This is a genomic window from Variovorax paradoxus, from assembly GCF_040544635.1.
GTDB classification, from domain to species: Bacteria; Pseudomonadota; Gammaproteobacteria; order Burkholderiales; family Burkholderiaceae_C; genus Variovorax; species Variovorax paradoxus_R.
Genome location: NZ_JBEPKJ010000001.1, coordinates 149,488 through 162,724, shown reverse-complemented (window position 1 = coordinate 162,724; position 13,237 = coordinate 149,488). Strand labels below are relative to the sequence as shown.

Below are 13,237 nucleotides of genomic sequence, written 5' to 3'. Positions count from 1 at the left end.
GGCCGTGAAAAAGCAGGCGCCCGATTCGGCGACGCACGGCGGCCGCGACATCCCGCTGTCGCGGCGCACGCTGCTCGCGGCGGCGATGGCCGGTGCAGGCCTGCTGCTCGTCGCACCCGCGAGAGTTGTTAGTGAGGCAACGCCGCTCTCCGTCGAAAACGCGACGCGCCTCTACACCGTGAAGGTGGCCCGCATCGTCGCGCCCCGTTCGTGCGAAGAGGTGCGCCGCGCGGTGCGCGACTGGCCGGGCGACATCGCCGTCGGTGGCGCCCGCTATTCGATGGGCGGACAGGTGGCGATCGCGCTGGGCCTGCACATCGACATGCGCCAGATGAACCGCCTGGTGTGGCTGCGTCCCGAGACGAGGACGGTGCGTGTCGAGGCGGGCATGCGCTGGCGCGACCTGCAGGACCACATCGACGGCCACCAGCTCTCGGTGCGGACCATGCAGAGCTTCGCCAATTTCACCGTCGGCGGCGCGGTGTCGGTCAATGCGCACGGCCGCTATGTCGGCCACGGACCGGTGGGGCATTCGGTGCGCGCGCTGCAGATGGTGCTGGCCGATGGGCAGGTCGTGGAAACCGACCGGCAGACGCGCCCCGAGCTGTTCCGTGCCGCCATCGGTGGCTACGGCGCCATCGGGGTGATCACCGAAGTCGAGCTCGACCTCGACGACAACGCGCGCATCGAGCAGCGCATGACGAAGATGCCGCTGCGCGATTACCCCGCCTGGTTCGAGCGCGAGGTCCGGCCGCCGGAGAAAGCCTGCCTGCTGCACAACGCCGACCTGCTGCCGCCGGCCTTCGACGAAGCCTGGGCCACGAACTGGTGCTTCTCGGACAAGCCGGTGACGGTGCCCGAACGGTTGATTCCGCGCGACCGCACCTACCGCACGGAACAGAGCCTGCTGTGGGCCGTGTCCGAGCTGTCGAACGGCGACGCGCTGCAGCGCAAGTACGTCCGGCCCGCGCTCTTCGGCAAATCCGATGTGGTGTGGCGCAACCACGAGGCGAGCCTGGATGCGCGCATGCTGGAGCCGGCGAGCCGCGACGCGTCGACCTATGTGCTGCAGGAGTACTTCATTCCTGCCGCGCAGTGCCTCGCCTTTGCGGCCGACATGGCTCAGGTCATTCGCACGCATGGCGCGAAGGTGCTCAACGTGTCGATCCGGCATTCGCCACGCGACGAGGTCTCGATGTTGCCGTGGGCCCGCGAGGAGGTGTTCTCTTTTGTCGTCTACTACAAGCAAGGCACGGATGCCGCGGCGAAGGAAGCCGTGGGCCAGTGGACGCGGGAGATGATCGATGCCGCGCTCAAGCACGGCGGCACCTACTACCTGCCCTATCAATTGCATGCGAGCGCTGCGCAATTCGCCGCGGCTTATCCGCAGGCCGAGGCCTTTCGCGCGGTGAAGCGCACGGTGGATCCGCAAGGGCGGCTGAGCAATTCGCTCTGGCAGCGGTACCTCTGAATCTGGTTGGAAAAACAAAGGAAAAATAGAAATGAGCAAGTCTTTGCGTCTGTCTGAAAAATGGTTCCGCCGCGGCCTGTGGCTGGTGGCGCTGGTGTTCGCGAGTTTCCTGATCGGGCTCGGCGGCACCGTCGTGGGCGACCTGCCGCGGGTCGAGCGGGCGCTCGAACTCGACGATTTCATCGATCGTGCCGCGGCCGCGCCGCTGCGCGACGCGATCAAGGCGGCGGAAAAGACCGAACGGGCTGCGTCACGGGAGCTCGACCAGATCGGCCTGCAGCTCAGTGCCGCGCAGCAAGCCAGCGCCAACGCCCGCGAGACCTTCGGCAACTGGATCGCCACGCGGCGCGCCACCGCGCAGCCCGACCAGGACACCGAGCTCATCGCGCGCACCAAGGCGCTCGACGCGCTCAAGAACAAGGAAGACGTGGTGCAGCGCAAGGTGGATGCGCAGCACCAGATCGTGCTCGATGCGCGGCAGGGCGAGCAACGTGCCCGGGAATCGCTCGCGGTGCTGGAGCGCGCCGCCCAGGACAAGCTGGACGCCGAGTACCGCCGCGTCGAGCTGCGCGTGTTCGGCTACAGGCTTGCGCTCACGCTGCCCCTGCTGGCGGTGGCGGGCTGGTTGTTCGTGAAGAAGCGCAAGGGCACCTACTGGCCTTTTGTCTGGGGCTTCATCTTCTTTGCGCTGTTCGCTTTCTTCGTCGAGCTGGTGCCCTACATGCCGAGCTATGGCGGCTACGTGCGCTATGTGGTGGGTATTCTGGTCACGGTGCTCGTGGGGCGCTATGCCATCGTCGCGCTGAACCGCTACCTTGCCCGCCAGAAGCTGGCCGAGCAGCAGCCCGACCAGGTGCGGCGCGAAGAGCTCAGCTACGACACCGCGCTCACGCGGCTCGGCAAGAACGTGTGCCCCGGCTGCGAGCGGCCGGTGGACCTGAAGAACAACGAGATCGACTTCTGTCCGCATTGCGGCATCGGCCTGTTCGACCATTGCGGCCAGTGCGACACCCGCAAAAGCGCGTTCTCGAAGTTCTGCCACGCCTGCGGGACTTCCGCTGCGCCGCACGTGCCGCTCGCATCTGCCGCGGAGTCTGCGAATTCGTTCACATCCGGCGGGGCGGTTCAGCCTGCGGTGTAGCGGAAGCGCCGAGGGCCGTGCTACAACGTCCGGCTGCGACACAACTGTTGCCGCAGGTTTTCAGTTTTCAACATTGACGGAGCACACGCATGAGCATTTTCGGCAGCATTCTTTCCAAGATCTTCCCGTCCGCGAACGCCGCCACCGCACCTGCTGCTCCGGCAGCACCGGCGCCCGCGGGTGCGCCCGCCGCAGCGGCACCGCCGCCCGCCATCACCGTGGTGGACGTCGAAGCCCTGCTCGACGGCATGCCCGGCGCGAGCAGCTTGAACTGGCGCACTTCCATCGTCGACCTGATGAAGCTGCTCGGCCTGGACAGCAGCCTCGACGCGCGCAAGCAACTCGCCGGCGAACTCAGCTACGGCGCGGACACCAGCGACAGCGCCAAGATGAACATCTGGCTGCATCGCCAGGTGATGACCAAGCTGGCGGCCAACGGCGGCAAGGTGCCGGCCGAGCTGCGCGACTGATCGGTTCGCCCTCGGCTCACAAAAAAGCCCGGCATGCCGGGCTTTTTTTCTTTGAACGGGCAGCGAACGGCAGGGCTTCAGGTCCAGCCGGCGTCGACCACGAAGTCTTGTGCGGTGCACATCTTCGAATCGTCGGCGGCGAGGAACAGCGCCATCGCGGCAATGTCCTCGGCCATCACCCGCCCTGGCAGGCACTGCGCCGCATCGATCTCCGCGCCGGACTCGGGCTTGACCCACAGCTTGATCTGCCGCTCGGTCATGACCCAGCCCGGCACGATCGAATTGACGCGGATGTTCTCTTTGCCCAGGTCGCGCGCGAGCGAACGCGTGAGGCCGCGCGCCGCTGCCTTGCAGGCCTGATAGACCGGATAGCCCCGGCCCTTGATCATCCAGCTGATCGAGCCGAAGTTGATGATGGAGCCGCCGCCCAGCGCGCGCATGTCGTCGGCCACGGCCTGCGCGGCGAAGAACTGGTGCTTGAAGTTGACGGCCACCATGCGATCGAAATCTTCGCTGGTCACATCGGCCATTTCATGGCGGCGGTCGTTGGCCGCGTTGTTCAGGAGCACGCCGATCGGACCGCACTGCGCGCGCACCGCGGCAATCGTCGCGGTGAATGCCGCGGTGTCGGTCACGTCGCATTCGCAGAACAGCGCCGGGTTGCCGCCCTGAAGCTGAGCCGCGAGTGCACGGCCAGCGGCGGCGTCGAGATCGCAGAAGCCGACTTTCGCGCCTTGGGCGTGGAATGCCCGCACCAGCCCTTCGCCGATGCCGGTGGCGCCGCCCGAGATGAACACGGTGCGGCCGACCAGCGAGGGATAGCGGGCGGTGTATGCAGTAGGTGGTGAAGAAGAAGCGGTGGTCATGGCGTTGAGCGTAGCGGATGAAGGCGTTGAAGCCCACCCGGTTTACTCCTGCATACCTCCGGTGTACCCGGCGTGTGGGCAACGGAGGCGGCTATACGCCGCGTGCGCGGTCTGCCTTGAAGCGGGCCCTGAATGCTGTGAAGCTGTCCGCCTCGAGCGATTCGCGGATTTCGCGCATCAGGTTCAGATAGTAGTGCAGGTTGTGGATGGTGGTGAGCATCGGCCCGAGCATTTCGGCGCAGCGGTCGAGGTGATGCAGGTAGGCACGGCTGAAGCCTTCGCGCCCGCCGTCGTTCCACGAGACGCCCGACGTGCCCGCGCAGGCATGGCAGGTGCAGCTCGGGTCGATGGGCTGCGGGTCGTTCTTGTGGCGCGCGTTGCGCATCTTCAGGTCGCCGAAGCGCGTGAACAGCGTGCCGTTGCGCGCATTGCGCGTGGGCATCACGCAGTCGAACATGTCGACGCCGTCGGCCACACCCTGCACCAGGTCTTCGGGGGTGCCCACGCCCATCAAATAGCGCGGCTTGTTCGCGGGCAGCCGGTGCGGCGTGTGGCCCATGATGTGCAGCATTTCTTCCTTGGGCTCGCCCACGCTCACGCCGCCGATGGCGTAGCCGGGAAAGTCCATGTCCACCAGCGCGGCGAGAGATTCCTCGCGCAGGTTTTCGAACATGCCGCCCTGCACGATGCCGAACAGCGCGTTCGGGTTTTCGAGCCGCGCGAATTCGTGCTGGCAGCGCTTGGCCCAGCGCAGGCTCAGCTCCATCGAAGTGCGCGCCTCGGCCTCGGTCGTGATGTGGCCCTTGGTGTCGTAGGGCGTGCACTCGTCGAACTGCATCACGATGTCGCTGTTGAGAATGGTCTGGATCTGCATCGAGACCTCGGGCGTGAGGAACAGCTTGTCGCCGTTGACGGGCGACGCGAACTTCACGCCCTCTTCGCTGATCTTGCGCATGGCTCCCAGCGACCACACCTGGAAACCGCCCGAATCGGTGAGGATGGGCTTGTTCCATTTTTCGAACTGGTGCAGCCCGCCGAAGCTGGCCATGACGTCGAGGCCGGGACGCATCCAGAGGTGGAAGGTGTTGCCCAGGATGATCTGCGCACCCATTTCTTCCAGGCTGCGCGGCATCACGCCCTTGACGGTGCCGTAGGTGCCCACGGGCATGAAGATCGGCGTTTGCACCACGCCATGGTTGAGCGTGAGCGTGGCCCGGCGCGCGTGGCTGTCGGGATCGGTCTTGAGAAGTTCGAACTTCAGGCGTGGCAGGGGCGTGGTGTCGGTCATTTCTGGGTGACGGCGCCGGCGTCCGGCAGCAGCATCAGGATGGTACGGTTGAAGTCTTCGACGGCGAGCAGGCGGCCCTGCCGGTCGACGGTGATGCCGGTGGGGCGGCCCATCGGGCGCACGCCGGGCTTGGGGTTCCAGCCGGCGAGCCATTCGATCGGTTTGCCGGAGGGCAGGCCCCGCGCATCGAGCTTGTAGCCCACCACGCGGTGGCCGGGCGCCTGGTGGCCGCGCCACGCCACCAGCAGCTGGCCGGCGAAGCGGCTGCCCGCAGGGCCGACGATCATCTGCAGCGGTGCGACGTGCGCGGGCCAGAGCATCAGCGGAGCCTCGGTGGCCTTGCAGTCATGCCGGTTCTCGTAGCCGCGCGCGGGCCGGCGGTTGCCGACGCAATAGGGCCAGCCATAGTCGCGCCCGGCTTGCAGCCAGTTCAACTCCTCGGGGGGCTGGCCCACGTCTTCGTAGTCGATGGAGTTCTCGCCCTGCAGCACCGTGCCCTTGGCCGGGCCGTCCGGCAGCACGGTCAATGCGACCGAGTTGCGCAGGCCCGTGGCAAAGGGCTTGAAGCTCTGCAGCTTGTAGTCCGGCCCCGCGAGCACGGCTTCGTACACCGTGGCGCGCGGCTTCGGTCCGGCCAGGTCGGGGCAGGGCAGCGGGTATTGCTTCGACGACGTATCGCGGCAGGCATCGGAGTCGGAGCCGACGTTCACGTAAAGACGCCCGCCGGGTCCGAACGCCAGTTCCTTGAGCGGATGCGTACCGTCGCCCGGCACTCCGTCGATTACCGTTTCGCGCTGCAGTGCGCCGCCGGGCGCGGGAATAGCCGTGCGCCAGACCGTGCCCGATTCGCCGATGTAGATCTTGCCGTCAGGTCCGGCAACGAGTCCCAGCGGCCGGTCGAGCTGCTCGGCCAGCACGCTGAAGCGCGCGCGCCGCGGCGCGGGACCATCGGCAGGCAGCACCATTTCGAGCAGGCGGCCGCGGCGCGGTTCCCACGACCCCATGTCGACCACCCAGTAGCGGCCGGGCGCGACCTCGAGGATGCGCCGGGGCGCTCGCAGGCCCTGTGCTTCGTCGGCCAGCAGCGCGACGCAGGTGCCTACGGGGCTGCCGATGTCGAGCCGCGCATAGTCGCCGCAGAGCCCCTGCGGCGTGTAGCCGCGCGCATGGCCGGCCGTCGGCAGCAGCATCGCGCATCCGAGTGCGGCGAGCCAAAGGCGAGAGGCTTTGATCTTCATGTGGCAGAGCGCGCCAGCAGCATGGAGTCGCCGTAGCTGAAGAAGCGGTATCGATGGGCAATGGCGTGGGCATACAGTGCCATCACGCGCTCGTAGCCCGCAAAGGCCGAGACCAGCATCATCAGCGTGCTCTTCGGCAAATGGAAGTTGGTCACCAGCACGTCGACGTGCTCGAAGGTGAAGCCCGGCGTGATGAAGATGCGCGTGTCGCCCGAGGCTTCACCGCTTTTGGCCCAGGATTCGAGCGTGCGCACCGTGGTCGTGCCCACCGCGACCACGCGGCCGCCGCACGCCTTGCACTCGGCAATGGCGCGCTGCGTGGCTTCGGGCACTTCGTAGCGCTCGGCGTGCATCGTGTGCTCGGCGATGTTCTCGGTTTTTACCGGCTGGAAGGTGCCGGCGCCCACGTGCAGCGTGACGTTGGCGCGCTGCACGCCGCGGGCTTCGAGTTCGTCCAGCAGGCCCTGGTCGAAATGCAGCGCCGCCGTAGGCGCGGCCACCGCGCCGGGCACGCGCGCGAACACGGTCTGGTAGCGGCTCTCGTCGTCGGCCGAATCGGTGTGGGTGATGTAGGGTGGCAGCGGCACGTGGCCGCAGCGGGCCATCAGCGCATACGGGTCTTCGCCCGCGTCGCTTTCAAAGCCGAAACGGAACAGCGCGCCCTGCTCATCGGGCCAGCGGCCCAGCAGCGTCGCACGGAAGCCGCCCACCATCTCCAGCGTGGTGCCGACCGGGGGCTTCTTGCTGACCTTCATGTGCGCGACCACCTCGTGGCCCTGCAGCACACGCTCGACCAGCAGCTCGAGCTTGCCGCCGGTCGGCTTCTCGCCGAACAGGCGCGCCTTGACCACGCGCGTGTCGTTGAAGACCAGCAGGTCGCCCGCGCGCAGCAGCGAGGGGAGGTTTTTGAAGATGCGGTCGACCGGAGCGTCGCCTGTGCCGTCGAGGAGGCGGGAGGACGTGCGTTCGGTGGCCGGGTGTTGCGCCACCAGTTCGGGCGGCAAGGCGAAATCGAAATCGGAAAGCGTGAAGGCGCGCATGGTGCTTGAGGGCCGGACGGGCCCGTGCCAAGGAGGCGTGGGAGAAATTAAACGGGAAGCGGACGGAATTGTCCCATGCCCCGAAAACCGGCGCGTCCGGCCGGGTTGCCGAGGCAGAATCGGCGAATGGTTGATTCACTTGCCGCGCGCGTTTCGGTCGGGCCCGGTCCCTCCGAAGGCGAGCTCTTCAAAAAGATACTGGGCAGCGCCTGGCAGGGGCTTCATCCCGACATACGCCGGCGCTTCGGCAAGAATCCGTCGCCTGGGAAGGCATTGCATTACCTTGGTGCGTTGAGCGAACTGCGCTGCTCGCGCTTCGGAAAACTGCTCGGACACCTGACGCAGCCGCTGATTCAGGGTGCGCTGATTCCCTACAGCGACACCAATTTTCCGGTCGAGATCCGGGTCTATGCGAAGCCGCAGGACCCGTCCATCTACAAGCAGCGCATCTACCGCCTGCATGGCCGCAAGCCGATTCAGTTCACAAGCTTCATGCGCGAGAGCAAGCGCGGCGAAGTGCTGGAGTACGTGGGCATGGGCCTCGGCATGAAGCTGGTGTTGAGCGTGGAGAACGGCAGCCTGCATTTCCAGAGCGACGGTTATTTCTGGGAGGTACTGGGCTGGCGCATTCCTCTGCCGGGCTTGTTCACGCCGGGAAAGACCTTTCTCTGGCACCACAACGAGACGCCCGAGCGCTTCAACATCCGCATCGAGATACGCCACTGGCTGATGGGCACGACCTTCACGCAGGTCGGCGTGTTCGAGGAAGCGGCCGAACCGAAAGCGGTTGCCGCGTGACCGATGCGCATCCGTTGGCGTTGCTGCAGCGCGCGGCGGCCCCCGGGAGTGCCTTGACGGATCTTTGCAGACCGCGCTAGAAGCCTTGCCCGTGCCCGCCAAGAAAGCCCCGTCTCCTCCTTCCACCGGCGCCGCACCGCCGCAGCCGCCGGGCGTCGGCCTGAGCCTCGTGCAGCGCGCGCTGCGCAAGCTCGGGCTCGTGCGCGATATCGACTTCGCGCTCTACCTCCCGATGCGCTACGAGGACGAGACCCGCATCGTGCGGCTGGCCGACACGCGCGACGGCGACCTGGCGCAGGTCGAAGGCGTGGTGACCGAGTGCGAGGTCGTGTACCGTCCGCGCCGCCAGCTGCTCGCGACCATCGACGACGGCAGCGACACCTGCCAGCTTCGCTTCTTCAATTTCTATCCGTCGCAGCAGAAGCAGCTCGCGGTCGGCGCGCGGGTGCGCGTGCGGGGCGAGGTGCGTGGCGGATTCGTCGGGCGGCAGATCATGCATCCGACCGTCAAGGCGGCGGGTACCGCTCTGCCCGAGGCGCTCACACCCGTGTACTCGACCGTGGCCGGCCTCGCTCAGCCGGTGCTTCGGCGCGAGGTGCGTTCGGGCCTGGCGCGCGCGGTGCTCGACGAGACGATTCCGGTTCAGATCGGATTGCGCGGCGCCTGGGACCTGCGAAGTTCGCTGACTTTTCTGCACTACCCCACGCCCGATGTGGCGATGGCGACGCTCGAAGACCACAGCCATCCGGCCTGGCAGCGCATCAAGGCCGAGGAACTGCTGGCGCAGCAGCTCTCGCAATTGCAGGCACGGCTGGAGCGCGCGGCGCAGCGCGCACCGGTGCTGCCTTCTTCGATCGAGCCGGAGCCGACTTCGCTGCATGCGCAATTGCTCGCGGTGCTGCCCTTCGGCCTCACCGGGGCGCAGCAGCGCGTGGGCGAAGAAATCACGCGCGACCTGGGCCGCGAGATTCCGATGCACCGCTTGCTGCAGGGCGACGTGGGCTCGGGCAAGACAGTCGTGGCGGCGCTCGCTGCTGCGCGGGCGATTGACGCGGGCTTTCAGTGCGCGCTGATGGCTCCGACCGAAATTCTTGCCGCCCAGCATTTCGGCAAGCTGGTCGGCTGGCTCGATCCGCTGCTGGCCGAGCGGGGTTTGCGCGTGGCCTGGCTCACGGGCAGCCAGAAGAAGAAGGAGCGTGACGCCATGTCGGCCGCGGTCGAGAGCGGCGAGGCGGCGCTGGTGATCGGCACCCATGCCGTCATTTCGGAAAAAGTGCGCTTCAAGAACCTGGCATTGGCGATCATCGACGAGCAGCATCGCTTCGGCGTGGCCCAGCGGCTCGCGCTGCGCGGCAAAGCCGTTGGCCATCTCGAGCCGCATCTGCTGATGATGAGCGCTACGCCCATCCCGCGCACGCTGGCGATGAGCTACTACGCCGACCTGGATGTGTCTACGCTCGACGAGTTGCCGCCGGGCCGCACGCCCATCGTCACCAAGCTGGTGGCCGACCATCGGCGCGACGAGGTCATCGATCGCATCCAGGCGCAGATCGGGCAGGGCCGACAGGTGTACTGGGTCTGCCCGCTGATCGAGGAGAGCGAGGCCGTCGACCTGCGCAACGCCACCGAGACGCGCGACGAACTCGCGGATTCATTGGGCCCGGCGGTCAACGTCGGGCTGCTGCATTCGCGCATGCCCACGGCCGAGAAACAGGCCGTGATGGCGGCTTTCACCGCCAACGAAATCCAGGTGCTGGTGAGCACCACGGTGATCGAGGTGGGCGTGGACGTGCCGAACGCCTCGCTGATGGTGATCGAGCATGCCGAGCGCTTCGGCCTTTCGCAGCTGCACCAGCTGCGCGGCCGCGTGGGCCGCGGCGCAGCGGCCTCGGCCTGCGTGCTGCTCTATGCGCCGGGCGACAGCGGCAGGGTCGGCGAGGCGGCGCGAGCCCGCCTCAAGGCCATGGCCGAAACCGGCGACGGCTTCGAGATAGCGCGGCGCGACCTCGAGATTCGCGGCCCCGGCGAATTCCTGGGCGCGCGCCAGTCGGGCGCGCCGCTGCTGCGCTTTGCCGACCTGACCACCGATGTGATGCTGCTCGACTGGGCCCGCGAGCTGGCGCCGGTCATGCTCGAAAAGCACCCGGACCTGGCCCAGCGGCATATCGACCGCTGGCTTGGCACCAAGGCCGAGTACCTGAAGGCGTAGGCCTGTTTGCGGCGCCGGCGGGTCCCGATGCGGCCCCATTGCCCGAAAGGCGACCCCAGACAGTGCCCGGTCACAGACCCTTGCGCATAATTGACGCAAGCTATGACTCTCACAGAACTCAAATACATCGTCGCAGTAGCCCGCGAACGGCACTTCGGCAAGGCGGCCGAGGCCTGCTACGTCTCCCAACCGACTCTCTCGGTGGCCATCAAGAAGCTCGAGGACGAGCTCGAGGTCAAGCTCTTCGAGCGCAGCGCGGGCGAAGTCACCGTCACGCCGCTGGGCGAGCAGATCGTGCAGCAGGCGCAGAGCGTGCTCGACCAGGCTGCCAGCATCAAGGAAATTGCCAAGCGCGGAAAAGACCCGCTGGCCGGCCCGCTGAACCTCGGGGTGATCTACACCATCGGTCCGTACCTGCTGCCCGACCTGGTGCGCCAGGTGATTGCGCGCACGCCGCAGATGCCGCTGGTGCTGCAGGAGAACTTCACCGCCAAGCTGCTCGAGATGCTGCGAGCCGGCGAGATCGACTGCGCGATCATGGCCGAGCCTTTTCCCGACACCGGCCTGGCGATGGCGCCGCTCTACGACGAGCCCTTCATGGCGGCGCTGCCCACGAAGCATAAGTTCGCCGACCGCGAATCAATCACTTCCGACGAGCTGCAGAACGAAACCATGCTGCTGCTCGGCACGGGCCATTGCTTTCGCGACCACGTGCTCGAGGTGTGCCCCGAGTTCGCGCGCTTCTCGAGCAATGCCGAGGGCATTCGCAAGAGCTTCGAAGGCTCGTCGCTCGAGACCATCAAGCACATGGTGGCTTCCGGCATGGGCGTGACGCTGGTGCCGCGCCTGTCGGTGCCCGCCGAGGCGCTCAAGCCCAAGGTGAAGGGCCGCAAGGAGCCCGAGCAGATGGTGCGCTACCTGCCGGTGCGCGACGCGCACGACCGCGACCCGCCCACGCGGCGCGTGGTGCTGGCCTGGCGCCGCACCTTCACGCGCTACGAGGCGATTGCCGCGTTGCGCAACGCCATCTATGCGTGCGAGCTGCCGGGCGTCAAGCGGCTGTCATAAAGAAATTCGCGAGTTTGGCCTACGCGGCGGGCGTTCGAATTCATTCATCGCCGGGATAGAGTGACGCTGTTGCGAAGCCGCGGGTCGGCTTTCAGAATAACTACGTCTCGCAAAACCTGAAGAAAGAGTTTCACGCCATGGCCAAACCATCGAAGAAAACATCGTCGTCCTCTTCGTCGGGCAAGGTGCCCAAGAAGGGCGGCGCCCTGGTGGCGCAAGAGTCCGGCAGCCGCAATGCGCCCATCATCAACATCGGCATCGAGCGGCAGGACCGCGCCGCGATTGCCGAGGGCTTGAGCCGCGTGCTGGCCGACACCTACACGCTCTACCTTACGACGCACAACTTCCACTGGAACGTGACGGGGCCGCACTTCAACTCGCTGCATGCGATGTTCATGGGCCAGTACACCGAGCTCTGGGGCGCCACCGACGTGCTGGCGGAACGCATTCGCGCACTGGGCCACTACGCGCCCGGTTCGTACGCCGAGTTCAGCAAGATCGCGACCGTGCCCGACGTTCCGCAGACCCCGCCAAAGGCGATGGAGATGGTGCGCATTTTGGTCAAGGGCCACGAAACCGTGTCGCGCATCGCGCGCGAGTTCATCCCGGTGGCCGAAGAAGCCGGCGACGACCCGACGGCCGACATGCTGACCGCGCGCTGCACGGTGCACGACCAGACCGCCTGGATGCTGCGTTCGCTGCTCGAAGACTGAGCGAGCGCGCGAATCCGGAACCCGAGAGCGGCACAATGGCCGCTCTTTTTTTGCCTGCCGCATGCTCGCCCGCCGTTTTGCGCTTTATCTCGACCTGATTCGCTGGAACCGCCCCGCGGGCTGGCTGCTGCTGCTCTGGCCCACGCTGGGGGCGCTCTGGTTTGCGGCCGAGGGCTGGCCCGGCTGGCATTTGCTGATCGTGTTCGTGCTGGGCACCATCCTGATGCGCAGCGCGGGCTGCTGCGTCAACGACGTGGCCGACCGCGACTTCGACCGCCACGTGAAACGAACCGCGCAGCGGCCGGTGACCAGCGGCGCGGTTTCGGTCAGGGAGGCGCTGGTGCTGGGCGGGGTGCTGGCGCTGCTGGCCTTCGGGCTGGTGCTCACGACCAATCGGCTCACCATCCTGTGGTCGTTCGCGGCACTGGCCATCACGCTGATTTATCCGTTCGCCAAACGCTTCGTGTCGGTTCCTCAGGCGGTGCTCGGCATTGCCTTCAGCTTCGGCATTCCGATGGCTTTTGCGGCGGTGCAATCCACGGTCCCGGTGTTTGCCGCCTGGTTGCTCGCCGGCAATCTGTTCTGGGTCTTGGCCTACGACACCGAGTACGCCATGGTCGACCGCGACGACGACCTCAAGATCGGCATGAAGACCTCGGCCATCACCTTCGGCCGCTTCGATGTGGCGGCCGTGATGGCGAGCTACGCCCTGTTTCTGGCCGTCTGGGCGTGGGCCGGCGCGAGCCGGGGGCTGGGCGCCGTGTTTTTCGCGGCCATTGCCGTTGCCGTGGCGCAGGCGGGCTGGCATTGGCGGCTGATTCGCGACCGCGGCCGCGACGGCTGCTTCAAGGCCTTCCGGCTGAACCACTGGCTGGGCTTCACCGTCTTTGCCGGCATCGCGGCCGGCTACGCGCTGAAATAGATCGAGCGATCGG

The 13,237-nt window shown here is 66.8% G+C and carries 12 protein-coding genes; 8 read left to right on the top strand and 4 right to left on the bottom strand.

Annotated elements, in window-relative coordinates; genetic code table 11:
* The first annotated feature begins 4 nt into the window (after positions 1-4).
* From ABIC94_RS00810 to ABIC94_RS00800, 3 genes are all read left to right on the top strand, one after another.
* On the top strand, positions 5-1,471 hold the full coding sequence (locus ABIC94_RS00810) for an FAD-binding oxidoreductase (RefSeq protein ID WP_354370643.1): 1,467 nt from the start codon (positions 5-7) through the stop codon (positions 1,469-1,471).
* Positions 1,472-1,502: 31 nt separating this feature from the next.
* A complete protein-coding gene (locus tag ABIC94_RS00805; RefSeq protein WP_354370641.1) occupies positions 1,503-2,612 on the top strand; it encodes a zinc ribbon domain-containing protein in 1,110 nt (369 codons plus the stop codon).
* An 89-nt stretch (positions 2,613-2,701) separates the two neighbouring features.
* Positions 2,702-3,082 (top strand): DUF3597 domain-containing protein, encoded by a 381-nt coding sequence (locus tag ABIC94_RS00800; RefSeq protein WP_354370639.1) that lies wholly within the window; start codon positions 2,702-2,704, stop codon positions 3,080-3,082.
* A gap of 77 nt (positions 3,083-3,159) precedes the next feature.
* Here the strand turns inward: ABIC94_RS00800 and ABIC94_RS00795 are convergent, their stop codons facing one another.
* The 4 genes from ABIC94_RS00795 to queA form a co-directional block, all read right to left on the bottom strand.
* Positions 3,160-3,948, bottom strand: a complete 789-nt coding sequence (locus tag ABIC94_RS00795) for an SDR family NAD(P)-dependent oxidoreductase (RefSeq protein ID WP_354370637.1) — start codon at positions 3,946-3,948, stop codon at positions 3,160-3,162.
* A gap of 91 nt (positions 3,949-4,039) precedes the next feature.
* The gene (gene tgt, locus ABIC94_RS00790; protein WP_354370636.1) at positions 4,040-5,236 is read right to left on the bottom strand and encodes a tRNA guanosine(34) transglycosylase Tgt; all 1,197 of its coding nucleotides are present in this window, start codon (positions 5,234-5,236) and stop codon (positions 4,040-4,042) included.
* On the bottom strand, positions 5,233-6,474 hold the full coding sequence (locus ABIC94_RS00785; protein ID WP_354370634.1) for a PQQ-dependent sugar dehydrogenase: 1,242 nt from the start codon (positions 6,472-6,474) through the stop codon (positions 5,233-5,235). Before ABIC94_RS00785 ends, tgt begins: the two co-directional genes overlap by 4 nt.
* Complete coding sequence (gene queA, locus ABIC94_RS00780) at positions 6,471-7,514, bottom strand: tRNA preQ1(34) S-adenosylmethionine ribosyltransferase-isomerase QueA (protein ID WP_354370632.1); 1,044 nt, start codon at positions 7,512-7,514, stop codon at positions 6,471-6,473. Before queA ends, ABIC94_RS00785 begins: the two co-directional genes overlap by 4 nt.
* A 126-nt stretch (positions 7,515-7,640) precedes the next feature.
* On the opposite strand from queA, the gene ABIC94_RS00775 reads away from it, so the two are divergent.
* The 5 genes from ABIC94_RS00775 (at position 7,641) to ubiA (ending at position 13,224) form a co-directional block, all read left to right on the top strand.
* Positions 7,641-8,312: a DUF4166 domain-containing protein gene (locus ABIC94_RS00775; RefSeq protein WP_354370630.1), complete on the top strand. Its 672-nt coding sequence runs from the start codon at positions 7,641-7,643 to the stop codon at positions 8,310-8,312.
* A gap of 91 nt (positions 8,313-8,403) precedes the next feature.
* Positions 8,404-10,521 (top strand): ATP-dependent DNA helicase RecG, encoded by a 2,118-nt coding sequence (gene recG, locus ABIC94_RS00770; protein ID WP_354370628.1) that lies wholly within the window; start codon positions 8,404-8,406, stop codon positions 10,519-10,521.
* Between the two features lie 102 nt (positions 10,522-10,623).
* Positions 10,624-11,589: a LysR substrate-binding domain-containing protein gene (locus tag ABIC94_RS00765; RefSeq protein WP_354370627.1), complete on the top strand. Its 966-nt coding sequence runs from the start codon at positions 10,624-10,626 to the stop codon at positions 11,587-11,589.
* 137 nt (positions 11,590-11,726) lie between these two features.
* Positions 11,727-12,302 (top strand): Dps family protein, encoded by a 576-nt coding sequence (locus tag ABIC94_RS00760; RefSeq protein ID WP_354370626.1) that lies wholly within the window; start codon positions 11,727-11,729, stop codon positions 12,300-12,302.
* Positions 12,303-12,363: 61 nt separating this feature from the next.
* Entirely contained in the window at positions 12,364-13,224 is an 861-nt protein-coding gene (ubiA, locus tag ABIC94_RS00755; protein WP_354370625.1) for a 4-hydroxybenzoate octaprenyltransferase, read from the top strand.
* The last annotated feature ends 13 nt before the right edge of the window (positions 13,225-13,237 follow it).